Below are 24,980 nucleotides of genomic sequence, written 5' to 3'. Positions count from 1 at the left end.
CCTCTTTTTTTTTATCCCATCGTATGTCTTTTCACTTTCAGATCTTCTAATTGACTGATTTCAGGTGCTTTTTTGTCTTGATCGATCTCTGCCTCATTAAACAGGTTTAGATCTTCGTCCGTAAATAAAATCAGCTGGTTTTCAACAGTTGGTGTTATTTTAGACTTTTCACTAGAACGACCAAATAACTTTTGAGTTAACAGCTGCACTTGTTCCGTTAATAATGCTAACTGCTCAGTTAACTGTCTGTTTTGTTCATTTGCTAACTCTAGTTTTTTGATCAAGATTTGTTCTAATTCATTCATTTTCCACACCTGCCTTTTTTTCACTTCGATACCCTTATTATACCAGGAAACACATACTAAAAAACAGCTAAAATCGTTGATTTCACAACGTTTTTGGCTGTTTTAAAATTAGTTTAATTACCCATGTTTCACTTTCTTTATTGCTTTTGGTTGATCAATTTTCAACCCTTCCAAAATCCATCTCAGTTCTTGTTGGGTAATCGTTCGAACTTCTTCTTTGGTTCGGGGCCATTGAATCACACCATTTTCAAGACTCTTGTAAAGCAGGATAAAGCCAGCACCTTACCAATAAAGAGCTTTATATTTATTTCGACTTCCACCACAAAATAAAAATAGGCCATTACCAAAAACGTCTATATTATAGTGATCTTGTATAATGGACGCGAGTCCATGAATCGATTTACGCATGTCTGTTTTACCGCAAACGATATAGATTTGTTTGACTTTAGAACAATCGATTAACCTATCATTCTAGTTCCTTCAAAAGAGCGTAAAGAATGTACTTGTCAATTCCATTGTAGATATTAAGATCCCGATTGTTCGTGACATCTTTGATTCTACACGCTAATTTAGGTTTTTGTAGTACTTTATTACCAGGTTCTTTAGCGGTTGAACCCGTTTGGTGCAATGAAACAGCTACGATATCTTGTTTTTCATTCATCATCATTCCTCCAACTTGTTTACTATAGAATCAAGTATAGAGTGAAATTGAGGTCTGTTAAAGATACCCGTTCATTTTGCGCTTACATTCTAAAACCAAAAGCAATGCGTTTAATAACTTTAATTTTATTACGCCGATTGTAAAATTAAGCTAGACAAATAAAAAAGCCATTCGTGGTACACTCAAAATGTATTTCCGACCAAAGAAAACATAGGAGTGATCACGAATGACCTACACCCATCTTACCACTGAAGAACTTGTAATGATAGAAGCTTATTTCCATCAAAAAATTTCTGTTTTGAAAATTGCCACCTACATTGGCCGTTCACGTCAGACGATTTATAACGTAGTTACTTTCCTAAGGAAAGGTTACACGGCTCTTGATTACTTTAAACAATACAAAGAAAATAAGAAGCGCTGCGGTCGACATCCTATTACCTTACCCAATGACCAACAAGAATATATTCAAAAGATGGTTGCTCAAGGATGGACTCCAGATGTGATTATTGGTCGTGCAGAAAGTTTCATCGCTTGTTCCTCACGCACCTTGTACCGACAGTTCAAACAAGGGCTCTTTGATCAAACAACTCTTCCTATGAAAGGAAAACGTAAACCAAACGGTCATAAAGAAAAACGAGGGAAACAAGCTTTCAAAAGAAATATATCTGAAAGATTAACGGATTATCCTCAATTTGAAGACGAGTTTGGTCATCTAGAAGGAGACACTATTGTTGGCATTCATCATAAAAGTGCTGTAATCACATTGGTTGAACGGATTTCAAAAGCCATTATTACTTTGAAGCCCAATGGGCGTAAAGCACAAGATGTTGAAGAAGCTATAAACAACTGGTTCCAATGTATTCCAAGAAATCTCTTCAAATCCATTACGTTTGATTGTGGAAAAGAGTTTTCCAACTGGAAAACCATTAGTAATCTAAATGATGTTGCTATTTACTTTGCTGATCCAGGAACTCCATCCCAGCGAGCTTTAAACGAGCATTCTAATGGACTGCTTCGAAAAGACGGTTTACCGAAAGAAATGGATTTTAACCAAGTTGATCAATCTTTTGTCTCTGCAGTCGCTTCAGTAAGAAATCAGATCCCAAGAAAATCTTTACAGTATCTGACACCGTTAGAAGTATTTTTAAATTACATTAATGAGTGGGAACTGTCTAACTTAATTTGACAAACGAAAATATATGAAATTCTATAAATTCATGTATTAAGAACCTTGATTAATCAAGGTTCTTTTTTGACATTAAGCACCTCTTATTTGTAAGCGCCTAATAGAAAGGTATCTTCCGAAATACAAAATCTCTTGGTAAACTTGAAACAATTCAAGTTTACAGGAGGGTTTATTTTTGAAAGCAAAACAAGATATTGTCCCAGTGACGTTAACCGGTGATTCAAAAGCTCCATCTACCACGCCATTTAAGCCGAAGGATTCCCCCCTCTACATTGGTGGCTCGTGTCAAATTCTCCCGAGCAGAGTTATTTCTCTATGAAGAGATCAAAGAAGAGATAGTGCATATTCTTTTATTGGAGTTGAGTGCTTATGAAAATTATTGACCTTACTAAAGTGAAGAATGTATTTATCGATCGTTTGTGGAAAAACTGATATGCGCCGGCAAATTGATGGGTTAGCTGCAACAATTGTGGAAGAATACGATATGAATATCTACGATGATGCCGTATTCCTATTTTGCGGTGGAAGAAGAGACCGGTTCAAAGCCCTATATTGGGAGAGAGACGGATTTATTCTTTTATATAAGAGACTCGAAAATGGCCGTTTGAAATGGCCGAGAGATCAACAAGAAATCAAACAACTGACTTCCCAGCAACTACGTTGGCTGCTGGAAGGATTGTCAATTGACCAGAAAGTTACCATACAACCGGCAACTGAAGAAATCGTGACGTAAAAAACTAGTCTGGAATGGAGAATAATTTCCTTTCTAGGCTAGTTTTTCTGATGAAAACCGATTATAATTAATCTATCGAAAAAAACAGAAAGAAGGGTCTCTTCATGTCGAAGTCGTTAGAAAAGCAGTTGGAAAAAGCCTTACAACAAAATGAGTTAATGGCTCAAAATCTAACTGAGTTAACACAACAACTCAAACACGTACATGAAGAATTGGCCCTTCAACGCGAACAGAACCAGTACCTTCTCCAACAATTGTTTGGACGCAAAAAGGAGACTTTGTCTCCTGAAAAAGTCCATCCCAACCAAACGGACCTCTTTGAGGATGATCCGTCTTTTAGTTGGCCAGAGCAGACTGGCGGTCAAAGCAAAGAAAAAATAATCGAAGAAACTACTGTCCGTCATCATAAAAAGAAAGGTCATCAAAAAGAAAAAATCGCTCACTTACCAGTCGTTGAGCACCTATACCGTGAAGAGAATTGTACTTGTCCTCAATGTTCTTCTGCCATGAAAGATATGGGAAAAGAAGTCGTACGTGAAGAGGTCGTATACATTCCTGCCGGTTTAGAGAATCATCGGCATATTCGATTGGCCTATTCCTGCCCATCTTGCGAAAAATACGGAGAAACATCTTCATAAAAGCTGAAGTACCGAAAGCTCTCCACTCAGTGGCTCTTTCGCTTCTGCTTCTCTTATTGCGGAAACCATTTACCAAAAGTTTCAACAAAAAGTACCTACTTACCGTCAGGAAGCCCATTGGAAGATGATGAATTTCGATATCAAACGAACCAACATTTCCAATGGGCATAAGAAAACCAGTGAGTATTATTTTGAACCGTTGGTTCAGCTATTGAAGAAAGTCTTATTGAAAGAAGAGGTGCTTCATGCGGATAAGACAACTTTCAATGTTTTGGATAGCCACCGAACAAAGGACTACGTCTGGCTCTTCAGCTCGGGACGGTATGCGGAGAAGAAAATACACATTTATAAACATGGGCCTTCCAGAGGAAGCGAGGTTCTCGAAAATCTTTTAGCCGGTTACAAAGGGTATCTTCACTCGGATGGGTATTCCTCTTACGGGAAACTCACGGATGTTACGTCCATTGGCTGTTTTGCTCATGTTCGAAGGAAATTCTATGATGCTCTTCCCGCCAAAGAAGGAGAAAAGAAAAGTACTTCGCGGTTAGCCGTGGAAAGATGCGATGTTATCTTTCAGGAGGAAAAGAAACTGGCTGACCTGACGGTCGAGGAACGGCAATTAAAAAGGGAGCAGTTTGTTCAGCCGAAACTCGAAGAATTTTTTGGGTGGCTTCGAACACTGAATCCGATGATCAAAGGAAAAATCGGAACAGCTATTTCCTACGCATTAAAACAGGAAGCAAAAGTAATGAATTTTCTGAAGGATGGTCGCTTAGTGCTTTCCAATAACTTAGCAGAACGCGGCATAAAATCCCTCGTCATGGGGCGGAAGAACTGGCTGTTTGCGGCTACCACCGAAGGTGCTCACGCCAACGCAGCCATCTTGAGTCTGCAAGAAACAGCAAAAGCCAATGGATTGAATCCACAAAAATATTTTGACTATCTCCTGACGCACCTGCCAAATCAAAAAAATACATCTTTGGAGGCTTATTCGCCATGGGATCCAAAAGTGCAGATAAATTGTCGTTAAAACGCACATGATATTCAATCATTTGAGGCTGGGACAAAACTACTTTTGTGAAAAAAGTAGTCCCACTTTCGTTTGTTTTGATAGAGATATAGAAAAATACACTCCCACCACTGAACAAAATAGTTCATAGTTTTGGGAGTGTATTTTTTTGAGAGACCTTTTGTCCCAGCCTCTTTTTCATTTTCTAGGTACCTTTCTATTAGGCGCTTACGTTACTCTAACAATTACCGTTATCAATGGAATTTAAAAAAGATGACCCCTATTCAATATAGGAGGCATCTTCAAGCAGCTTAATCTCTTTTTTTATTGTGTCCTTGACATGGGTACCATTTTATCGGGAGCTCTCTACCAAACTTTTATTTTTAAATTATTCTTTAAACAACAATGCTTTACTATTTGGATACGTAGGAAATTGGTTCATTGGAACGGTCCAGTCTTGTTCGGGAATACTAAAGTTATATTTATTTACTAATTGGTCAGAAAAGACACGCATACTGTGAAGAGTAATCCATTCTCCTGCACAACGGTGCATATTTCTAAATTCTCCTCCACCTTGCGCAATCATTTCGTATTCTTCTTCATAAGAAATTTCTTTTGTTTTTCCAATATATCTCTTGATATCAAATTTTTCTGGATGATCAATCGTACGAGCGTCATGGTTTGTACCATGAATATCTAAGACAACCCAGCTATCTTTTGGTATTTCGTAACCATCAATTTCTACATCACGAAGAGCGATTGCTGGTAACATAGGAAAGAATGGATAGTAGCGACGCATTTCTTGAATAAAGGAATCTTGTAGGGTATCAAAGTCTTCTTTTAATTGGTCATACAAGTTCGTTTTACTGAAAAGCGCATGCCCCATTAAGGCCATCCAAACCGTCAGTGCTACAGTAGGACGAATGATGTTTAGCAATTCAACTGCTGCAACCTCTACTGGTAATAACTCTCCTTCTAGGTCTTCTGCTTGTGCGAATGTATAGAGGGCAAGATTTTCTTTGCCTGGTACAGGATTTTTGCGAGCTTCTTTAATTAATGATTGAGCCCATCCCTCTGATTCGTTACGGTCTTTTACTCCTTTTAAGTGGTCCGTTGGAGAAGTGATGGCTCCGCTAATCATGGATATTTGATTACTAGCAAGCTTATCGATTTCTTTCGGATCATACTGTGCTAGATTAATTCCAGCCCATTCACAAATAGAGTTAAAGAGAACTCTTTTAGAAAGGTCGAATAACTCAAAAGTGCCATGTTGCTGATCGAGTTCGGTTGCAAGATTTTGATCTAGAATAGCTCTATAGTCTTCCATACGTTCTGGAGTCATCAAATCCATGAAATAATTTTTACGTTGATGGTGTTTCTTTCCATCTATCGTCTGTACGCCGTCTTCACCAAATAAAGTTTTCAATACTACTTTTGGCATAGACCCTTCCCGCTTGAAGTTTTCAGGATTATAAAATTTACGCGCTGCTTCTTCTCCATAAACGGTTGTAATTTCTTCTGTCAGAAATTCTGCTTTTGCTACTGGAGCATCTGCTTCTTCACGAAGCTCACCTAAAAGGTTATACCCTTTATTAATCAACTCCTTTACATCCGTTAGTTTGATTTTTGTTTCTGGTACTTGTTTCATTATTTCATCTCCTATTTGTTTTATTTCTACTAATACAAACGTACTATTTAAACAACTCAGTGTCAAAAATACTGCTCACTGGGTCTATACTAATATCCTTCCAGAATACTCCATATAAAACAGTTCATTTTTTAAGCGTCCAAAAAGAACCTATACACCACTGCCTTAACTGGTTTCTATTCAATAGCCCAGCATTCGGACTTTCCCAGAATAATCTTGTTCATATTCAAGATAATGAAAAACCGCCATCTGTTATTCTTTTAAAATAAGTTTCTTTTAGAATAAATTACGTTGTACCATTTTTTGTGAAAATAACTAGCATCGAAATAAGCCGTAGGCTTCCTTATTTGTAAAATAGCGGAAAGTAGTCAGTTCATTCCATGGTTTGTGTAAAAAAAGTGTCTGTTTTTTTACTCCGCTTTTATTTTTGCGTACGTCAAACAAACGATCCCTTCTAATTTTAAAAAAATTAAGCTACCCAAGCAGTTAGATAAGCTAGATGGTTTTTACTGATCTTATCTTTCGCAAAGGCTAACATAATGAGAAAAGTCATCGTCACAAAAAGATTCAGTTTCTTTTTTCCTCGTATCGTATGATTCTCAAATAGGTAATCTCGATCGATTCGTCCATTTACTCGCTCAATAGAGGTTCGCTTTTTGTAGATTCGTTTGAACTTAAAACATATGACTCAAGAATTAACGGCTAGCGTTATTGATGAGGCTGTCATAAAAAAACTAGGTACCATAATTATCCATAGTGATATGGGAAGCCAATACACCAGAGATTTGTTTGAAGAAATACTTAAAAAATATGGGCTTAAACATTCTTATTCCCGTAAGGGATGTCCTGGCGATAATGCTCGAATTGAAAGTTTTCACTCTATTCTTAAGAGAGAATATGTTCATTTTCAAACCTTTAAAACTTTAGAGAAAGCCATAGTTGGAATCGACTCCTATATTAGGTGGTATAACTCTGAGAGGCTATCAGTCATTGTTTCATAACTGATTTTAATGAAATAGACTGATTTAAAATTGTTTTAAATCAGTCTATTTGTGCTGGGTACTTTTAAATCATTACTCAGTTTAATTTTTTAAATAAATAAATCGAATCCTTTTGTCCAAATGATTGACATATGAGCCCTATCCAACAAGTCGAAAAACAAGACAAAGAGGGTAAGAAAAAAAGCGTCGTTAAACTAGACTTTACCTTAGAAACACCTGTAGAACCTAATATGTATGAATTTTTAACGCAGAACACAAACTAAAAAAGCCACTTTCCTCTAGAAAGTGGCTTTTCCCATCCCCCCTCATCGAGAAGACAAAATTTCATAAATAACATAGAGTTCCCAGTTGGAAATCTCTATTCGATAAAACTGTTCTAGGGTATAGAAAATGTTTTTAGCATTTTGGAAAAATGGTTTTTGGTTAATGGTTAGTTCCTCTAGGTTAGCAGGGACTTCATAATCTTCAACGCCGAGCATTGTTCGCTCTACCATGAGCGCGTTGTGCATCATTAAGTTGAATTTCATTTTGCCGCTGAGTGTGAGGTCGAAGCGCTTTTCAATGTTTTTTGTAACGTTTTCGACTTGTTTAATAATGACGTCAGGATTTAGAAATTCTAGTTTTTCTGACAAGCCCTCTTTCGAGAAGAAGTGAACAAATTCGTTAATCATGCTATCAATGTTATTGGGATGCATCAAGTTTTGGAAAGGTTCCATCAACTGGGTTCCTGCATCTTCGTCTAACATGTCTAAGAGATTCACGCTAGCAACATTTGTATGGTTGTCTAAGTAAGACGTCGTCAAAATGAGCGAGGTTTCTTTTAAATAATTTTCTTCGGCGTTGGCAATGTCTAACGTGTTTACCAAATCTTTGTATTTTAGGGTAATGACTTTAATGTCAGTATACAGGTATTTTTGACAGATTTGTTTGATTTGCTTGGCAATATCCAGACCTGAAATACTAGAGACAATGATATTTTTTTCCACTGAAAAGCCTTCAAAGTACTGTACATCGGTTTTAAATTTTTTTTCAGCGGTTTTAGCAATACCATAGAAAAGTTGTTCGTTCATTAATTGATGACCAATTTCCAACGCATAGGCAGTGGTCAGGTTATTGATCACCAAAAGTTCTCCAAGAATTTGAGGTTTCAAACTTTTATAAAGTTGTGTCAGGGAACCCATATCGACGAGCATAATGACGCCTTGTGATGTGTCCCGCTGAGAAAGCCAGTCTTTAACTTCGGCGACGATATCTCGGACGGAGGAGGTTAAGGGCATGTTAATCGCATCGAAAATATAGGCACCACATAATTTGTTGGCAACGGCTTGAATACTTGTGGCAGTCGATTCACCATGCGCCACGAGGAGCGCTTGGTAAGGAATCGTTTCAGAAATTTCTCCGCTAAGTAATACAGATAAGAGTACCTCTGTAAAGAAACGGTATTCTTCTGGCAGCGGACTGACTAAGTTTTTCACGAGGGAAACCGTTCGTGGATAGTGTTCCTTTAACTGTGTTTGGATTGGGAGGAGCACTGTTTCGTTAAATGTTGGCGGTAAAATTTTCAGCAATTTGGCAACATCTTTCATCGGTTTTTCAGTTTGCTCAGGTTGGTTAATAATTAGTTTGTTTTTGGTTTGGACTTCCGTGACTAGATTTTGTAAAAAGTAATCATTTTCCAAGGTTATTTTATCGTCTAAACAATATTTAATGAATTGTGTCAGTTCTGTTTTTAAGTGGGCCAGTGTTTTTTCTTTTGTAAATAAGGCTTCAAATATTGCGAAAATATCGGAAGAAAGTGTGTCTTCTTCTAACACTTCTTTGTCTAAAGGAATCGTAATCATTGGTTGAGTCGCATCGCCAATGACGACGGGTTGATTGGGCAAAGTTTTTCGTAATTGCGACGCGCAAAGGAGCTGCACTTTGTTGGATAAACTTCCCACGTTACCAGGTTCGTCATTTTCTAATAATACTGTAAAGATTTCTTCGTCCACATTGATGTCTTTGGTCATTCGTTTCGCTTCTCGGTGGAATAAGTTTTTCAAAATCGCAATCCGTTCTCGAATGGGGCGCTCTTTGAAGTTCGGAAGTGAGACGATTACGGAAATTCGGCGATAAAAGGTTGTCAATAAGACTTTTTTCGGGTTTTCGGTGGTCGCAAATAGTAGCCGGACTTTGGAATGCACCATTTTTCCTTCTTCACCAATGGGGCGGAAGGTCCCTGTATCCATAAACTGAAAGAGTTTTTCTTGGTTTTCGTTGGATAATCGATGTACTTCATCTAAAAAGAGTACAGAATTATTAGCTTGGGCCAAGAGTCCTTGTTTTTCTGATTCAGCCCCAGTGAATGCACCTTTGGTATGGCCGAAGAGAATGGATGACAGTAATTCGGGATTGTTGGCATAATCGGCACAGTTAAAGGTGTAGAATTTTTCCAGGCCAATGATTTGTTCATTTTTCAGATACTCATAAATCAGTTTTGCCAAAAAGCTTTTGCCGACGCCACTGGTTCCATGGATTAATAAAGGCATACCCAATGGGGGATACAACATAGCGGATTTGCATTGTTCAATGGCTTTTTTGGCGCTGCCTTGGCTACCGATGTATTGTCGAAACACATCGGTCGTGGGGGTTGTTGCACGGGTTAATTGCCAATAAACGGGTTTTTTTCCCATTTGTTGGACTTCACCTTTTTCCAATAATTTATTTAAGTATAAGCTGGTTACCGAGCGACTTAATTGAATTTTTGTGGCAATTTCTTGTGTGCTCATCGGGGTGTCGCTGGTTTCTAAAATATCAACTAAGTGTTGGTAGGTCTCCAAGCGCATGATTCATCGTCCTTCCAAAAGAGAGGTCGGGACAGGGGTTGCTTCTGTTCCCGCCGTTTATCAGCTTTTAAGCCTGAGATAAAAATCACTTTGGATTTTTGTCTCAGGCTCTAAGTGTTTAATAATTAAATGTTTATTGTTTCAATTTTAACAGATGCCTAGTAATCCTAGCAAGATACCTAAGAACATGATACTAAACATCACCACGTTAATATTGACTTTTTTGCGTAATAGCCAGAAAGCAAGTAATGTCACGGCTAATGGTACGATACCGACGAATAGTTGATCCAAATAGTCTTGGATTTTAACTACGTCTTCGCTTCCTTTAACGGAAACTTCAAGAATCGTTTTGAATTTTACATTTGAAGCAGTCATACTGCCCATCATCATTAAGCCTAGCATACTCGATACTTTTGTGAGTATCTTCATTCCGCCTGATTCGTACATTTTTTGGATAAAACTTTCACCGATTGAGTAGCCGCTATACAACGCATAATAGTGAATCAGGAACGCAGGAATGTTGTATAAAAGTAAGAAGACAATCGCTCCTAATGGCGAACCAGTGCTGGCTAATGAAATCCCAATACTAGCAGCAATAACACGTAAGATGCCCCAGAAGAAGGAATCACCAATGCCTGAAAGTGGCCCCATTAATGAGGCTTTAACTGCTGTAATAGAGCTAGCATCAAAGTTTTCGTCTTCACTGTTTTGTTTTTCCATCGAAGCAACGAGCCCTATGATGAAGTTATTGATATGCATGGTTGCATTGAACCAAGTGGTGTGACGCACCAATGCCTCGGCCCGTTCTTCCTTGGTTTTATAAAAACGATTGATAACTGGGAGTAAAGTATACATGACACCCACTGCGTGGTATTGTGTAGCTCCTGTCCGGCTAGCGTTCATCGTCCAAGAACGCCAGAAAACAGAGCGCATCATTTTTTTCTCTTCTTTAGATAAATTCTCTTTTAACTTCATGCGAAAAAGTCCTCCTCTTCGATTTCTTTCGTACTGCCTTCAACCGCAGAAGACGCCGCAGGTTTTCTTTTTAGAATATCGCGAAATTCTACATCCCGTTGGGCACTCACGACACAAATTACTGTCCCGATGACCGCCACCGCAACGGCTGGTAATTGTAGGTACGCGGTTAAAACAAAGCCTAAAATGTAAAAGACGGCTAATTTATTATCCCATAATAGTTTCATTAACATAGCAAACCCAACGGCAGGTAAAAGTCCGCCAGCTGCGCTTAAGCCGTTCATCAAATTTTGTGGAATACTTTCAACAAACAGATTTACTGGCCCGCTTCCTGCTAAAATTCCGATAAATGAAATCGAAGCGATGATTAAATAATAAATAATCCACGTTCCGTAATGCAGTGTCACAACCATTTTTTGGTTGCCTTCACGTGCTGCTTTGTCAAGAGAAGGAGCAAAGATATTCATAAAGACATTTTTTAAAAACATCACCACGAAAGCGGCTAACATCCCAATTGGTACGGCTAACGTCATGGCGGCTTGTTGTTCGACATTTGAAATAATTGCAAACGTTGTGGCTAAAGTAGTTGCAGTTACAGGTTCCGCTGCGATAACACCACCGATATTAACATTTCCTAAGAAAATTGCTTCCAAAGAGGCCCCCATTAAGACCCCTGTTTTCATGTCGCCCATTAAAATTCCTGTGACTAATCCAACGACTAAGGGACGTTCCATCATACTTTGACCAGTTAAATAATTCCCAGCAAAACAGATAAATACAGCTAAGGCTGCCATTGTTGCATGCATAAGCATTGTTCATTTCCTCCTTTTAATTGACGGCTTGTTTTAGACTTAATTTTGAGTTGGTTGGCAGTACTTGGTTATAGCTTTCCACGTGATTCAAACTGGCTAATTCTTTGGCAGCTTCTAACTCTTCAGGGTTTAATTGGACACTTGGGAAAACCATTGTTTTGGTGGCTGGATCTGATTTATCAAAGCGGCCAGCGTTGGCAACATTTACACTTTCAATATCTGTCACGTTTTTCGCAATTTTAGTAGCATCCGCTACACTGTTCACAATTACAAAAATTCGTTTGTCTTTACCACGAGGATCATTGAAGACATCAATCGCATCATCGACTGAGCGAATTAATAGTTTCATGCCATTGGGGACCGCCATTTTTAACGTCATTTGCATTACTTCGTTTTTGGATGCTTCATCATTCGCTACAAATAATAAGAGGGCATTCAATTCTTTGGTCCAAACTACGGCTACTTGGCCGTGAATTAATCTGTCGTCTACTCGTACTTGTGTAATCATTTTAATTTCCTCCTAAAAAAAGTTTTCTTCTTCATTTGATGGGTTTAATTCAACGAATTGAATTTGTGCTTCAGCAATTGCTGCTTGAATATCTTCTTTGGTTAGCTTTTCACCTTCTTTTAAGAAAATCAGCGACAAGGCAATGGCTAAGTTGGCATTGGAAATGATAAAAACATTGTCTGGTTTTGTCGTCATGACTTCTTGAACAATTTTTTGATTGACACTACCACCATATAAATCTGTTAAAATAATAGCTTGTTCTTCTGCGCCAAGGGACTGAAGAAACGTTTGAATAATTGGCGTGTAGTCCTCAGGAGTCACATAGGCATTGATGACCGCCAGCTCTTTTCCTTTGTCTGCGAGAATATCCAAGGAACTTTGGAATCCTTTCGCTAAGTTTCCGTGACTAGCAATTAAAAATTTTCTTTTCATTCTTTTCACCTCATTTATATAAAGCAAGTTCTGTGCCAAAAAAAGAGAACTCTAAATCCTTGATTTGAAAAGGTTTTGACGTTCTTGAAACTGTTTAAACAGTTTCGATTCAAAATAAACACGTTGCTCGTTGGCTAGTTTGTTGTTGAAAAACAGCTAAGTAAAACTGTGAAATTTAATCAAAATAACCCCCGTTTTTATCGAGAAGTGTTACAATAATACTCATGAATATTTATACATTAAGGAGAGTTACGAATGACTGATGCTCTTGTGATACAAGATTTACGAAAAGTGTACGCTTCAGGTGTTGAAGCGTTGCGGAGGATTGATTTAACAGTCGAAGAAGGCGATTTTTATGCTCTTTTAGGACCGAATGGCGCAGGAAAATCAACGACGATTGAGGGCTCCTATAATGTAATTATGGACAGAAATGTTCGATAAATACATTATAGGAGGTTTTTTATTGTGACAACTAAAAAAAGAAAAACAAAATATGCACCAGAAGTGAAAGAGTCCATCATTAAGCTCTATCAGACCGGTCGGTCTACCACTTCACTTGTCAAAGAATATCCAATTAATGTCTCAACCGTATGCAAATGGGTTCAACAAGCAAGTAAAAGTCAAGATTCTAATATTATTTCAGTGAAAGAGCGCGAATTAATTATGGAAAACAAGAGGTTAAAAGAAGAACTTGATATTTTAAAGCGAGCAACGGTGATTTTGGCAAAAGATTAATAAATAAAGGGCGAGACACTGTATTAAAAGTTATTCGTCTTAGTTTGAAAGCTGGGCACCGTATCACTCGCATTTTAAAAGTTCTTCACATTCCACGTTCTACCTATTATGCGTATTTTAAATGGCAAAAAAGCAAGCGAGCTATTAGACGTGAAGCTATAAAAAAGTGCCTATTATAGCTATGGATCAACCATCCAATGTACGGCTATCCACGCTTAACGATTTTACTAAATCAGAAATTCAGTTTTAACGTGAGTGCAGGTTTAATTTATCGCTTAATGAAAGAATTAGGGATTCAGTCTCGTATGATAAACCGGCGGAAGAAACGACAGGTTATGATAAAAAGCAAATTGAAAATGACACCACTTTACAACTTTTTAAGTCATTGAAGACATAAAAATACAAACAACTCTAACTTTTTTGTATGATTGATTTGAGAGAAAAACCAACAAAAAAGGAGTTGTTTGTTATGAACTCATTATACCAAAAGAGCCACACAATAAATAGTTTGAAGTCCTATTTTTCACCTTATTTTATTGGAATGACCCGACCAACTGAACAGAAAGTTTTTCTTCTTTTACTTGCTATTTTGTCCATGCAAGGCATTCAGTCGATTCGGTTTTTGTATCATTGGTTTTTACAAAAAGTCAGCTCTGCCAAACTAAACGCATACTATTATCTTCTTTCTTATGGAGAAATCTCATTGGATGCTTTATGCCGAACGACCATTCAGATCGCTCTTTCCTGCGTTCCAGCAGAATTGACTGAATATCCTTACTTTTTGATTATCGACGACACGTTACAGCCAAAATTTGGCACTCATTTTGAAGAATACCAAGTGATGTTCGATCATGCTGCTCATAACGGAAACAACTACTTGAAAGGTCACTGTTTTGTTGGTTTAGTGCTTTGCGTTCCGGTACTGAATGAAGGTAAGCTGACTTATCTAAGTGTCCCGATCCGTTATCGTTTGCGCTCAAAAGACGAAAACAAATTGGATATAGCTGCTGAGATGATCGTGCGATCTCTTCCGTCATTTCCTTCGGAAAAACAAGTCATTCTGCTTTGTGACAGTTGGTACCCAAAAGGCGCTGTACGAAAAGCTGTTTCTGCTCATTCACAACTAGAATTGGTTGCGAATGTAAGAGTCGATACAAAGCTGTACGATTTACCACCCGAGCCAACTGGAAAACGAGGAAGACCACCCAAAAAAGGCCAACCATTGACGATACAAGAGGACTTTCAATTGATCCATCAGTTAGGGGATTATTATATTGGAACGAGAAAGGTCATGACTAATCTCTTTCCAGTTCCTGTCTATGCAATGGTTTCTGCTGGTAACACAGACAATCCATCTACCTATCGTTTGTTTATCAGTACCCTTATGCCGGAGGACATCTTCTCGAATGCAGCTTTGGAAGAATCCTGGGAAGAAGAGATCATCGAAAAAGAGGATATCGATCAAGCCCTTCTGCCGTTTACTTTATACGGCTTTCGCTGGCGGATTGAAACGATCTTTTATGAACAAAAAACATTTTGGTCCTTTGGCGAATACCGAATCAGAAGCAAGGTAGGAATCGAACGTTATATCAACTTTACGGCAATTGTATATAGTTGTATGCAGCTGCTTCCTTATCAACAGGGTCAGTATGTCCATTTGAAGAAAGAAAGCACACAAGTAAAGAAACAACTGCTGGGTTCAGCGATCCAAGAAGAAGTATTTTTCTATACTTTCGTGTCTTCTCTCGAAAATAAGATTAATTCATTGGGCATCCTAAGAGCTTTTGACCAATGGTGTAAGAAAAAACGATACCTTCAATAACTTGTAAAGTGGTGTAATATAAGTAAAACAGCACAAAATATTGCTTCCGCCATTAAAATAGGAAATAATTTAAACTAATAAAACAAGGTTATTGATACTTTAAATTAGTACCTTTAAACTAGAATATTAAAAAAATGATACAATACAGTTCAAAGAAGATGAACCCGATAAATTATAGGGTCATCTTTTTTTATTTTTTTAATAATAATTATATAATGAAATATATTCTTTACTGAATTTCACAGCTTTTAAAAATTTTTTTGTCTTTCAAAAAGGACTAAGGCCTTTATATGACTTAAAAAGATTTCATAGGAGTATTATCCAAACAGCTACTTTTTAAGGTATGTATTGGATAAAGCTTATCTTTTCTACACTTCATTGATAAGTTGTATGAATGTAATTTATGTCTTGAATAGATGATTGTAATCTAAGTGTACCTAATTAATATACTTTATTGTTTTCTATATTCATAACTTAAGAGTATTGACTATGAATTATTAATCCAGTAAAATCAATACATACAATGGTGTCATATCTTATGTTCGAAAGTAAATCAGAAAAGTGGGTGAAAAGTGTGAAATATGGTTATGCAAGAGTGAGTACTCGTCACCAGGATTTAGAAGGACAAATGCGTCAATTAGAAGAGGAACATTGTGACAAAATTTATTTTGAAAAAATTACTGGCACAAAAAAAGATCGTCCGGAATTTCAGAAGTTAATTCAGAATATCCAGATTGGAGATACACTGGTCGTGACAAAACTCGATCGATTCGCTCGAAGTACTCAAGATGCTCTAAATACGATTAAATTGCTTTTTGAAAAAGGTGTTAAAATTAATGTATTAAATCTAGGTGTGATTGAGAATACATCTACTGGTAGACTCATTTTTACTATTTTTAGTGCTTTCGCAGATTTTGAACGAGACTTAATCGTAGAAAGAACTCAAGAAGGAAAAGAAATAGCCAAGCAACGACCTGGATACCGAGAAGGTCGTCCTAAAAAGTTCTCTCAACAGCAGATCAATCTGGCAATGAGTCTACTAGAGACTCACTCTTACACGCAGGTAGAGAAAATGACTGGGATTAGTAAGAGCACATTAACAAGATATAAACGAAAGAGATACTATTTACTTAATAAGGAATAAAACCACAAATTTATGGATGATTATCTAAGACGTATCAAAAAAAAAACGGGCAACTTGAATCAATAGAAAATACAGAAAAAAAGTACCGGAAAAGACATAACAAACTAAAGAAAATAAAAAATCTCTCTTATTTTTGCGTGGAAGAGATATACTAGTGGTAGAGTGATTAAATCGCCTAGGAACAAACTACAGTTATATTATTTAATTATTTAAGAACTCTCTTGTACAGTCGAAAATAAAGGAGAATAGATTAAGTGCGTAAGTAGCAAAAAGAAATCGAAATTGCCGAGAAAAAAGATTGCAGAAGAAACTGTGTTATAAGAGACAAAGTTTACAGAATAAAAAAAGAATTAAAAGATATTATAAAAAAATTACTATTTTAATTAAATTATCGTAATAAATGGGTTTGTAAATAATTGAATAATCTACTATTACATTTTTAAAAGGAGATAGAATAAATGTTTAAAGGTTATAATTTGGACTTAACAATGATAGATGATCAGTCTTTTTTTGATATTACTGATTCAGAAATTGATATTTTTGATAAAGAAACACAAATTTTGAAAAATAATATTAAAAATAATATGCAAGACATAACATTATTACCTAAAACTCCTGACAATAAAATTGATGGATCTAAGTTAATAAACAACTTATTTCCAAATTACCACGCGGATATTTTTATTTCTCATTCACATAACGATGCAAGAACTGCAAAGAGGCTCGCGTGTTGGCTTAATAAAAATTTTGGATTGATAACCTTTATAGACTCGGTTATTTGGGGTAGCGCTAATGACTTACTCAGAGATATTGATAACAAATATAGTATCTCAAGTAGAGACAAATATGGAGAGCCTATCTATGATTATAATATTCGTAATTATACTACAAGCCACGTACATATGATGCTTTCAACAGCCCTGAATGACATTATTAATTCTACAGAGTGCTTAATATTTTTAAATACTCCTGAATCATTAGCAATTAATGAAGTGAAAAAGCAGAAAACTAATTCTCCATGGATATATAACGAATTGAAAATTGCATCTATAATAGAAAAGAAAAATCCTCGTATAACATATTTAAAAGAAAATATTGAAAAAAGGACAGCGGTTTTTAATGAAGAAAGTAAAAATAAATTAGAAATACTATATAGAGTTGAGCAAGAACTTAATATCTTCGAGAACTTAGACTCTGCTAAAATTAAAAAGTGGTTACTAAATTATAATTTATCTGATAAAAGTACCCATCCCTTAGATATTTTATATTTTGATAATAGGTTATAAAGGGAGATTTATTTATAATGACAATAAAAATTAATATTTTCGATAAAATGATTAGAGAAATATATGGAAAGTTTATTTCAATAATAGTGACAATCTTAACGCTATTATTGATTTTTTTTGAAATTCCTGAAGACATTAAAGTTTGTTTAGCTCTTATGTTTGTTTCGTTTCTCTTAGTAGTTTATTTTTTCATATGGGTTTGTGCGAATAAAAAAACTAATATTAAATTAAATATTGAAGGTTCTAAAGTCGAGATAAGAACTGGAAATCTGTTCGAGCAAAGTGGCTTAAAGGTTATTCCTTTTAATGAATATTTTGATACGCAAGTTGATGATAGAATTATATCTAAAAAATCTTTAAATGGTCAATATGTAGTGAGAGAATACCAGAATCCAAAAGTATTGAATAGAATAATCAAGAATGATGTGGACTTAAATATTAGTGATAATATTATTGAGAAGCATATTGAACGTGAAGGGAATAATATTAAATATAAACTAGGTAGTAGCATAGTTATAAATGAATATGTATTAACTGCTTTTACTAGATTCACTAATAAGAATAAAGCAGAATTAACGATGTATGAATATCTTAATTTTTTATTATATTTTTGGGATGAGATAAATAAGATTTATGCCCAAAAAGATGTTTCCGTTCCTATTTTTGGTTCAGGTATAACTCGTTTTAAAAATGGTTTTGAAGACATTAATGATGATGAGCTTCTTAGTATCATGTTATGGACCTTTAAAATAAGTAAACATAAATTTAAACATCCTGCTAAATTATCGATTATTATTCAGAAAGAGAAAATAAGTAGAATTAATATTTTTAAAATGAAGGAGATTGAAAAATAATGGCATATCGTAATAAAACATATGTAGCGTTTGATGGAGATAATGATATACGCTATTATCATTTAATGAGAGCTTGGCGCCAAAGAGATAATTCTACTTTTAATTTTTATGATGCTCATGATCTTAATACTGCACGTGACAGTAGCCAAGAAATTTCTATTAAGCGACAACTAAGTATAAGGATGATGAATACTAAGGTGTTTGTTCTTTTAATAGGTAGTAATACTAGATATTTACGAAAATTTGTAAAGTGGGAAATAGAAACGGCCATTCGTTTAAATCTACCAATAATCTGTGTCAACCTTAATAAGAGCAGATCGAGTGATAATCTTTGTCCTGTTTCTTTAGAAAATAAATTAGCTATCTTTATACCTTTTGAAAAGAAGATTATGCAGCATGCTTTAGAAAATTGGCCTGATAGCTATAAGAAGTATAAATTACTTGGGAAAAGTGGCCCTTATTTCTATAAAGAATCAGTATATGATAAATTATAAATTTTGTAATTAATAATAATTAGGCTATAGAAACCGATAATAATATAAAAAGATTAAAGAGGAGCACATAATGACAGAAAAAATAGAAAAAAATTCAACGACCTTGTATCAAGCTCTATGGAATTCAGCGGATATCTTACGTTCAAAAATGGATGCAAACGAATATAAAAGTTATTTATTAGGATTGGTTTTTTATAAATACCTTTCAGATAACATGCTTCGCTATGTTTCCGTATTACTAGAAGAAGAAACCGAAGATTTACAAGTAGCCCAGAGTTTATATGTAAAAGCCTGTGAAGATAGTGACATTAAAGAAGATCTATTAGAAGAATTACAAGATGAATTTTCTTATACTATTGAACCTCAATTAACGTTTACAGCACAAGTTAACGCAATTCATGACGGTTCTTTTCAATTAGAAGATTTAGTACAAGGATTTCGTGATATCGAGCAATCTAGTGAAATATTTGAAAATCTTTTTGAAGACATTGATTTGTATTCTAAAAAACTAGGTGTATCGCCACAAAAACAAAATAAAACGATTGCGGATGTTATGAAAGAATTATCAGTCCTTAACATGGCTGGACATGCAGGAGATGTATTAGGGGACGCTTATGAGTATTTAATCGGTCAATTTGCTTCTGAATCCGGTAAAAAAGCGGGAGAATTTTACACGCCTCAACCTGTTGCAAAATTAATGACTCAAATCGTTCTACAAGGAAAAGAAAATCAAAAAGGATTTTCTGTTTATGATCCAACAATGGGATCGGGTTCGCTATTGTTGAATGCGAAGAAATATTCGAATGAACCTGGAACGATTTCTTACTTTGGACAAGAACTCAATACCTCAACCTACAACTTAGCACGAATGAATATGATTCTTCATGGTGTATCGACTGCAAACCAAGACCTTCGTAATGCGGACACGTTGGACCAAGACTGGCCAACAGAAGAACCAACGAACTTTGACGCTGTCCTTATGAACCCCCCTTATTCAGCAAATTGGTCAGCGGATAAAGGTTTCTTAGAAGACGTTCGTTTTTCTACCTATGGCGTTTTAGCACCAAAATCAAAAGCAGACTTTGCTTTCTTGTTACATGGGTATTATCATTTAAAAGATTCTGGTGTTATGGCGATTGTATTGCCACATGGAGTACTCTTTAGGGGTGGTGGAGAAGGAAAAATTCGTAAAGTGTTATTAGAGAATGGTGCAATCGACACAGTGATTGGCTTACCCGCTAATATTTTCTTTAATACCTCTATTCCGACGACCGTTATTATCTTGAAGAAAGACCGTCCAACTAAAGATGTTTTATTTATTGACGCTTCTCAAGGATTTGAAAAAGCGAAGAATCAAAATACGTTAACGGATGAACACATTGATGACATTTTAGAAGCCTATGCTAAAAAAGAAAATAAAGAGAAGTATGCTTATGTAGCAGAATTTGAAGAGATTGTAGAAAATGATTATAACTTAAATATCCCTCGTTACGTAGATACCTTTGAAGAAGAGGAAGACATTCCATTAGAAATCATTTCTACAAAAATTCAACAAACAAAAAAAGATCTCACTCATGCGGAAAACGAATTGTTCGATATGTTGAATGAATTGCACGGAACAACAGAGGAAGCTGATAAAGAGTTGCAAGCCTTTATTTCACAGTTGATGAATGATGGTGATAAAAATGAATAAAAAACAATTTATACCGAATATTCGCTTCCATGGATTCACCGATGGTTGGGCACAACGAAGGTTAGTAGATGAAGTAGATTTTTTTTCAGGGCTAACCTACTCACCTGATAATATTGTTAAAGAAGGTGGCACTTTTGTACTTCGTTCATCAAATGTACAAAACGGCGAAATTGTAGAAGCAGATAATGTATATGTAGAGCATGAAGCAGTAAATAGTACTAACGTTCAAGTTGGAGATATTGTTATTGTAGTTCGAAACGGTTCTAGATCATTGATTGGTAAGCATGCAGCTATTAAAAAACCAATGGAAAACACGGTTATAGGTGCTTTTATGACAGGTATTCATTCAGAGACTTCATCGTTTATAAATGCTCTACTAGATACGAGACAATTTGAGATTGAGATTCATAAAAACCTTGGTGCAACGATAAACCAAATTACAACAGGGAATTTTAAAAAAATGGAATTTAATTTTCCCACCAAGTTTGAACAAGAAAAAACCGGAAGTTTCTTCAAAGAATTAGACGACACTATCACTCTTCAGCAACAACTTCTTAACAACTATGAGCAACTGAAAAAAGCTATGCTGCAAAAGATGTTTCCACAAAAAGGAGAAAGTGTTCCAAGAGTTAGGTTTGCTGGATTTACTGATGATTGGAAAAAAGAAAGGCTAGGAAAGATAATTGTATCTCATAGTTTTAAGAAATATATCTCTGAACCAATAGAAAACGGAAAGTATCCTATTATTCAGCAAGGAAATAATTCAATCGTAGGTTACTCTAATGATGCACCATTTATAGGGTTTGAAGATGTTACTTTATTTGGAGATCATACACTTTCGCTATATAAACCTACAAGTCCTTTTCTTGTTTCAACTGACGGACTAAAAATTATCAGTATTGATAGTTTCAACGGCTTCTTTACTTATTATCTGCTTGAAATTAACAACCCAGAGAGTGAGGGGTATAAACGGCATTTTAAAATATTAAAGAGTAAAGATGTATTTTATCCTGATAATAGCATGGAACAGGCTAAGATAGGTAAATTTCTTAAACAACTAGATGAAACCATTGAACTTCATGAACAAAAATTAAAAACCTATCAAAATTTTAAAAAAGCTATGCTACAAAAAATGTTTGTTTAAGATTAAGGAAATGAGGCGAGTGGATGGCAATCACGTTTACTTCTGAATCAGAGTTGGAACAAAATCTCATTAACCAATTGATTAGTGGAGATTCGCAATGGACCTATCGGAAAGACTTAAACACAGAAGAAAAATTATGGAGAAATCTTAGAGAAAAGCTAGAACGAAACAATAAAGACGTGTTAAATGAAGTGAACCTGACGGAACAAGAATTCCGTCAGGTTCAAAACCAATTAACCTTTGCGAACTTCTATGACGCAGCTAAATGGCTGGCTGGTGAAAATGGCGTTGCGAAAGTGCAAGTCCAACGCGAAGATGCGTCTCTTGGAACGGTTCGTTTGAAAGTATTGAACCGAGCAGATATAGCGGGTGGAATGTCTTCTTACGAAGTGATTAATCAATTTCAGAGTTTTAAACAAAGCACAGACGATCGAAATCGACGTTTTGACGTCACTTTGTTGATCAATGGTTTGCCACTGATTCATATTGAATTAAAAAATAGAGCCCATTCTTATATGGATGCTTTTAGACAGATTAAAAAATACTTAATACAAGGCAAGTTTAACGGAATTTTTTCAGCCCTTCAAATGTTTATTGTGTCGAATGGCAGCGATACACGCTACATAGCTGCTGCACAAGACACAAAATTAAATGAGCAATTTTTATCGACTTGGGTGGATTCAAAAAATGATCCCGTTACGAGTTATTTAGACTTTGCTGAACACGTTTTATCGATTCCACAAGCCCATAAGATGGTAACTCAATACACGGTTATCGATAGCGATAAAAAAGCATTAATTTTATTAAGACCGTATCAAATACATGCTATTGAAGCCATTAAACAAGCCTCAAAACGACAAGAATCAGGGTATGTCTGGCATACAACAGGTTCAGGTAAGACGTTGACGTCTTACAAAGCAGCTCGTAACTTGTTGCAAATTCCCTCATTAGATAAAACTATTTTTATCGTTGACCGTGTTGATTTAGACCAACAAACCACTTCATCCTTTACTTCTTATGCAGAAAATGATGTGGTCCAAATCGATGAGACGGATAATGTCAGCGATTTGATTAAAAAATTACTCTCAGCTGATCGTTCAGTCATTGTGACGACAATTCAAAAATTAAACCATGTAATGAAGCGTTTTGAAGGAAAGGAATCGACTCCGCGGTATAAAAAATTGAAACACTTGCATGTCGCTTTTGTAGTCGATGAATGCCACCGGGCAGTCTCTCCTCAAAAGAAAAAAGAGATCGAGAAATTTTTCTATCAGTCTCTTTGGTATGGGTTTACCGGTACGCCTATTTTTGCTGAAAATGCTAAACAAGCTTTAGGAAACTTAGCACGAACGACAGAAGAACAATACGGCAGCCGCCTACATGAATACACCGTTAAGGAAGCGATTCACGATAAAGCGGTCTTAGGCTTTCAAATTGAATACAAGAGCACTTTTTCGGATGATGAATTAGACGACTTGGTTTTAAAACTAGATCCAAGTATAGACCTAGCAAGTTTGTCTGAACAAGAAAAGGAACGCATGATTCCAAAATCCGTTTATGAAGACGAAAAGCATATGTTAGAAGTCATTCATTCAATTGTAAACAAATCTCGACGAAAATTAGGCTTTCAAAATGGTCCAGGTAAAACGTACAATGCTGTGTTAACGACATCTTCTATTGCACAAGCCCAACGTTACTACGACTTATTTAAAAAAGTGGTTGCTGAAGAAACACCAGTAACGATTCATGACAAAACCAAAAGTGTTTTGCCCACTTTTCCAAGAGTGGCCATTACTTATTCGATTTCAGAAAATGAATCGACTTCTGTTACCAATCAAGAGAAGATGACAGAAGCGATTAATGACTATAATGAGATGTTTGATACCTACTTTTCTATCGAGACCATGCGGGCGTACAATAAAAACGTTAATGATCGCTTAGCACGAAAACAAGAAAAATACTTATTTAGAAAAGAACAATTGGATTTAGTGATTGTAGTGGATCGTTTGTTAACGGGCTTTGATGCCCCTTGCTTATCAACACTCTTTATCGATCGAGCACCGATGCAGCCACATGACTTGATTCAAGCTTTTTCACGAACCAATCGGTTATTTGATCGTTCTAAACACTTTGGACAAGTCGTTACGTTCCAAACGCCTGCTTTATATACGCAAAAAGTAAAGGATGCTCTCGTGTTGTATTCAAATGGGGGAGAGAACGAGTTATTAGCACCGGTCTTTGAAGAAGCCCATCAGGCCTTTAAAGATGCTTTAGCGGGCTTAAGAAAAATTGCTTCTTCACCAGAATCTGTTGATGCATTAAGTTTAGGACAAAAGAAAAAGTATGCAAAAGCGTTTCAAGAAGTAGACAAAGCTTTTGCGGCCATTCAAGTGTATACGGAATATGAAGAAGCAGAACTAGAAAAAGAGTATCATGTCACTGTAGAAGAAATAGAACATTACCATGGAAAGTATGAAAATGTCCTAGAAGAAATAAAACCAGATCCTGAAGAAATAGACGAGCCAATAGATATGGATATGGAATATGAGCTAGAGTCTGTTAAGACAGAAGATATCAATTACGAGTATATTTTACAACTGATTCAAGCATTGGTTCCAACCTATATAGAATCTGAAATGAGCTCTGAACTAGAGTCTGATTCAGAAGAAATTGATAGCTATATCAACGATTTGAAACGAACGAATCCAAAACTTGCAGAGTTAATGGAACAATTATGGAAAGATATTCAAGAAGAACCAGAACAGTACCGTGGCAAGCAAGTCTCTAGTCTATTGGAAGAAATGATTCAAGAAGCGATCGCTTACCAAGTAAATCGTCTTTCAAAAGAATGGGCGATGAAAGAGAGCGTCTTAACTTTTTATGTCAATCATTACAACCCTAAAAAAGAAAGACAAAACGGGGAATCCGAATTAAAACGAACAAGTGATTATGAGGCATATAAAGCTACGACAGAAAATCCTGTAAAACGGTTAACGTATTGGAGAGAAATAAAGAACGCTGTTGCAGATATGATTAACGAAACGATTTTACCTTTACGCAAACCTTAGTTTAACG

Annotated in this window: 21 protein-coding genes and 4 pseudogenes; 16 read left to right on the top strand and 9 right to left on the bottom strand. The window is 35.9% G+C overall.

The features are described from left to right. Positions 1 to 11: 11 nt before the first annotated feature. The 3 genes and pseudogenes from BLT48_RS00865 to BLT48_RS00850 form a co-directional block, all read right to left on the bottom strand. A complete protein-coding gene (locus BLT48_RS00865) occupies positions 12 to 305 on the bottom strand; it encodes an IS66 family transposase (protein WP_089974473.1) in 294 nt (97 codons plus the stop codon). Between the two features lie 117 nt (positions 306 to 422). Further along, positions 423 to 734: pseudogene (gene tnpB, locus BLT48_RS14110) on the bottom strand (IS66 family insertion sequence element accessory protein TnpB). 37 nt (positions 735 to 771) lie between these two features. Next, positions 772 to 966, bottom strand: coding sequence for a hypothetical protein (locus tag BLT48_RS00850; RefSeq protein ID WP_089974462.1), 195 nt, complete (start codon positions 964 to 966; stop codon positions 772 to 774). 226 nt (positions 967 to 1,192) lie between these two features. Between BLT48_RS00850 and BLT48_RS00845 the strand changes: the two genes are divergently transcribed. The 4 genes and pseudogenes from BLT48_RS00845 to tnpC all read left to right on the top strand — a co-directional run. After that, on the top strand, positions 1,193 to 2,152 hold the full coding sequence (locus tag BLT48_RS00845) for an IS30 family transposase (protein ID WP_089974460.1): 960 nt from the start codon (positions 1,193 to 1,195) through the stop codon (positions 2,150 to 2,152). Between the two features lie 400 nt (positions 2,153 to 2,552). Then, a complete protein-coding gene (gene tnpB / locus BLT48_RS00840; RefSeq protein WP_143019084.1) occupies positions 2,553 to 2,885 on the top strand; it encodes an IS66 family insertion sequence element accessory protein TnpB in 333 nt (110 codons plus the stop codon). A 104-nt stretch (positions 2,886 to 2,989) separates the two neighbouring features. Further along, complete coding sequence (locus BLT48_RS00835; protein ID WP_089974457.1) at positions 2,990 to 3,523, top strand: IS66 family transposase zinc-finger binding domain-containing protein; 534 nt, start codon at positions 2,990 to 2,992, stop codon at positions 3,521 to 3,523. Positions 3,524 to 3,554: 31 nt separating this feature from the next. Continuing rightward, positions 3,555 to 4,553 (top strand): annotated as a pseudogene (gene tnpC / locus BLT48_RS00830) (IS66 family transposase); the annotation flags it as partial. A 367-nt stretch (positions 4,554 to 4,920) separates the two neighbouring features. Here the strand turns inward: tnpC and BLT48_RS00825 are convergent. Then, positions 4,921 to 6,180 carry a cytochrome P450 gene (locus BLT48_RS00825; protein ID WP_089974447.1) on the bottom strand — a complete coding sequence of 420 codons (1,260 nt, stop codon included), beginning with the start codon at positions 6,178 to 6,180 and terminating at the stop codon, positions 4,921 to 4,923. 683 nt (positions 6,181 to 6,863) lie between these two features. Between BLT48_RS00825 and BLT48_RS00820 the strand changes: the two are divergent. Continuing rightward, positions 6,864 to 7,181 (top strand): annotated as a pseudogene (locus BLT48_RS00820) (transposase); the annotation flags it as partial. A 305-nt stretch (positions 7,182 to 7,486) separates the two neighbouring features. On the opposite strand, the gene BLT48_RS00815 reads toward BLT48_RS00820, so the two are convergent. From BLT48_RS00815 to BLT48_RS00795, 5 genes are all read right to left on the bottom strand, one after another. Beyond that, on the bottom strand, positions 7,487 to 10,006 hold the full coding sequence (locus tag BLT48_RS00815; protein ID WP_089974444.1) for a sigma 54-interacting transcriptional regulator: 2,520 nt from the start codon (positions 10,004 to 10,006) through the stop codon (positions 7,487 to 7,489). A 147-nt stretch (positions 10,007 to 10,153) separates the two neighbouring features. Next, positions 10,154 to 10,981 (bottom strand): PTS system mannose/fructose/sorbose family transporter subunit IID, encoded by an 828-nt coding sequence (locus BLT48_RS00810; protein WP_089974442.1) that lies wholly within the window; start codon positions 10,979 to 10,981, stop codon positions 10,154 to 10,156. Continuing rightward, positions 10,978 to 11,793, bottom strand: coding sequence for a PTS mannose/fructose/sorbose/N-acetylgalactosamine transporter subunit IIC (locus BLT48_RS00805; RefSeq protein ID WP_089974440.1), 816 nt, complete (start codon positions 11,791 to 11,793; stop codon positions 10,978 to 10,980). Before BLT48_RS00805 ends, BLT48_RS00810 begins: the two co-directional genes overlap by 4 nt. 16 nt (positions 11,794 to 11,809) lie before the next feature. After that, positions 11,810 to 12,301 (bottom strand): PTS sugar transporter subunit IIB, encoded by a 492-nt coding sequence (locus tag BLT48_RS00800; RefSeq protein WP_089974438.1) that lies wholly within the window; start codon positions 12,299 to 12,301, stop codon positions 11,810 to 11,812. A gap of 12 nt (positions 12,302 to 12,313) precedes the next feature. After that, positions 12,314 to 12,733, bottom strand: a complete 420-nt coding sequence (locus BLT48_RS00795; RefSeq protein WP_002354802.1) for a PTS sugar transporter subunit IIA — start codon at positions 12,731 to 12,733, stop codon at positions 12,314 to 12,316. A gap of 255 nt (positions 12,734 to 12,988) precedes the next feature. Here BLT48_RS00795 and BLT48_RS00790 point away from each other — a divergent pair. The 11 genes and pseudogenes from BLT48_RS00790 to BLT48_RS00740 all read left to right on the top strand — a co-directional run. Continuing rightward, positions 12,989 to 13,132: pseudogene (locus BLT48_RS00790) on the top strand (ATP-binding cassette domain-containing protein); the annotation flags it as partial. Between the two features lie 66 nt (positions 13,133 to 13,198). Further along, positions 13,199 to 13,468 carry a transposase gene (locus BLT48_RS00785; RefSeq protein ID WP_167554786.1) on the top strand — a complete coding sequence of 90 codons (270 nt, stop codon included), beginning with the start codon at positions 13,199 to 13,201 and terminating at the stop codon, positions 13,466 to 13,468. Between the two features lie 197 nt (positions 13,469 to 13,665). After that, complete coding sequence (locus BLT48_RS14400) at positions 13,666 to 13,857, top strand: helix-turn-helix domain-containing protein (RefSeq protein ID WP_089974434.1); 192 nt, start codon at positions 13,666 to 13,668, stop codon at positions 13,855 to 13,857. Between the two features lie 80 nt (positions 13,858 to 13,937). Continuing rightward, positions 13,938 to 15,290 (top strand): IS701 family transposase, encoded by a 1,353-nt coding sequence (locus BLT48_RS00775; protein ID WP_167554785.1) that lies wholly within the window; start codon positions 13,938 to 13,940, stop codon positions 15,288 to 15,290. A gap of 574 nt (positions 15,291 to 15,864) precedes the next feature. Further along, positions 15,865 to 16,434, top strand: coding sequence for a recombinase family protein (locus tag BLT48_RS00770; RefSeq protein WP_089974500.1), 570 nt, complete (start codon positions 15,865 to 15,867; stop codon positions 16,432 to 16,434). Between the two features lie 458 nt (positions 16,435 to 16,892). Continuing rightward, positions 16,893 to 17,720: a hypothetical protein gene (locus tag BLT48_RS00765; protein ID WP_089974430.1), complete on the top strand. Its 828-nt coding sequence runs from the start codon at positions 16,893 to 16,895 to the stop codon at positions 17,718 to 17,720. Positions 17,721 to 17,737: 17 nt separating this feature from the next. Then, positions 17,738 to 18,574, top strand: a complete 837-nt coding sequence (locus BLT48_RS00760) for a macro domain-containing protein (RefSeq protein WP_324199221.1) — start codon at positions 17,738 to 17,740, stop codon at positions 18,572 to 18,574. Further along, complete coding sequence (locus BLT48_RS00755; protein ID WP_089974428.1) at positions 18,574 to 19,068, top strand: TIR domain-containing protein; 495 nt, start codon at positions 18,574 to 18,576, stop codon at positions 19,066 to 19,068. Before BLT48_RS00760 ends, BLT48_RS00755 begins: the two co-directional genes overlap by 1 nt. 70 nt (positions 19,069 to 19,138) lie before the next feature. After that, positions 19,139 to 20,761 (top strand): type I restriction-modification system subunit M, encoded by a 1,623-nt coding sequence (locus BLT48_RS00750; RefSeq protein WP_089974426.1) that lies wholly within the window; start codon positions 19,139 to 19,141, stop codon positions 20,759 to 20,761. Continuing rightward, the gene (locus BLT48_RS00745; RefSeq protein ID WP_176944023.1) at positions 20,754 to 21,905 is read left to right on the top strand and encodes a restriction endonuclease subunit S; all 1,152 of its coding nucleotides are present in this window, start codon (positions 20,754 to 20,756) and stop codon (positions 21,903 to 21,905) included. The genes BLT48_RS00750 and BLT48_RS00745 overlap by 8 nt, the downstream gene beginning before the upstream one ends. A gap of 29 nt (positions 21,906 to 21,934) precedes the next feature. After that, the gene (locus BLT48_RS00740; protein WP_439328929.1) at positions 21,935 to 24,973 is read left to right on the top strand and encodes a type I restriction endonuclease subunit R; all 3,039 of its coding nucleotides are present in this window, start codon (positions 21,935 to 21,937) and stop codon (positions 24,971 to 24,973) included. Positions 24,974 to 24,980: the final 7 nt, after the last annotated feature.

The organism is Carnobacterium viridans (assembly GCF_900102725.1).
Taxonomy (GTDB): domain Bacteria; phylum Bacillota; class Bacilli; order Lactobacillales; family Carnobacteriaceae; genus Carnobacterium_B; species Carnobacterium_B viridans.
This window is presented reverse-complemented; position numbering and strand designations above follow the sequence as displayed.

Bases quoted from the DNA above. Each gene is read 5' to 3' on its own strand.
- BLT48_RS00795 (WP_002354802.1), bottom strand. From the start codon at position 12,733: ATGAAAAGAAAATTTTTAATTGCTAGTCACGGAAACTTAGCGAAAGGA.
- BLT48_RS00760 (WP_324199221.1), top strand. From the start codon at position 17,738: ATGACAATAAAAATTAATATTTTCGATAAAATGATTAGAGAAATATAT.
- BLT48_RS00835 (WP_089974457.1), top strand. From the start codon at position 2,990: ATGTCGAAGTCGTTAGAAAAGCAGTTGGAAAAAGCCTTACAACAAAAT.
- tnpB (WP_143019084.1), top strand. From the start codon at position 2,553: ATGTATTTATCGATCGTTTGTGGAAAAACTGATATGCGCCGGCAAATT.
- BLT48_RS00845 (WP_089974460.1), top strand. From the start codon at position 1,193: ATGACCTACACCCATCTTACCACTGAAGAACTTGTAATGATAGAAGCT.
- BLT48_RS00815 (WP_089974444.1), bottom strand. From the start codon at position 10,006: ATGCGCTTGGAGACCTACCAACACTTAGTTGATATTTTAGAAACCAGC.
- BLT48_RS00810 (WP_089974442.1), bottom strand. From the start codon at position 10,981: ATGAAGTTAAAAGAGAATTTATCTAAAGAAGAGAAAAAAATGATGCGC.
- BLT48_RS14400 (WP_089974434.1), top strand. From the start codon at position 13,666: ATGTACGGCTATCCACGCTTAACGATTTTACTAAATCAGAAATTCAGT.
- BLT48_RS00750 (WP_089974426.1), top strand. From the start codon at position 19,139: ATGACAGAAAAAATAGAAAAAAATTCAACGACCTTGTATCAAGCTCTA.
- BLT48_RS00745 (WP_176944023.1), top strand. From the start codon at position 20,754: ATGAATAAAAAACAATTTATACCGAATATTCGCTTCCATGGATTCACC.
- BLT48_RS00805 (WP_089974440.1), bottom strand. From the start codon at position 11,793: ATGCTTATGCATGCAACAATGGCAGCCTTAGCTGTATTTATCTGTTTT.
- BLT48_RS00800 (WP_089974438.1), bottom strand. From the start codon at position 12,301: ATGATTACACAAGTACGAGTAGACGACAGATTAATTCACGGCCAAGTA.
- BLT48_RS00825 (WP_089974447.1), bottom strand. From the start codon at position 6,180: ATGAAACAAGTACCAGAAACAAAAATCAAACTAACGGATGTAAAGGAG.
- BLT48_RS00765 (WP_089974430.1), top strand. From the start codon at position 16,893: ATGTTTAAAGGTTATAATTTGGACTTAACAATGATAGATGATCAGTCT.
- BLT48_RS00865 (WP_089974473.1), bottom strand. From the start codon at position 305: ATGAATGAATTAGAACAAATCTTGATCAAAAAACTAGAGTTAGCAAAT.
- BLT48_RS00850 (WP_089974462.1), bottom strand. From the start codon at position 966: ATGAATGAAAAACAAGATATCGTAGCTGTTTCATTGCACCAAACGGGT.
- BLT48_RS00755 (WP_089974428.1), top strand. From the start codon at position 18,574: ATGGCATATCGTAATAAAACATATGTAGCGTTTGATGGAGATAATGAT.
- BLT48_RS00775 (WP_167554785.1), top strand. From the start codon at position 13,938: ATGAACTCATTATACCAAAAGAGCCACACAATAAATAGTTTGAAGTCC.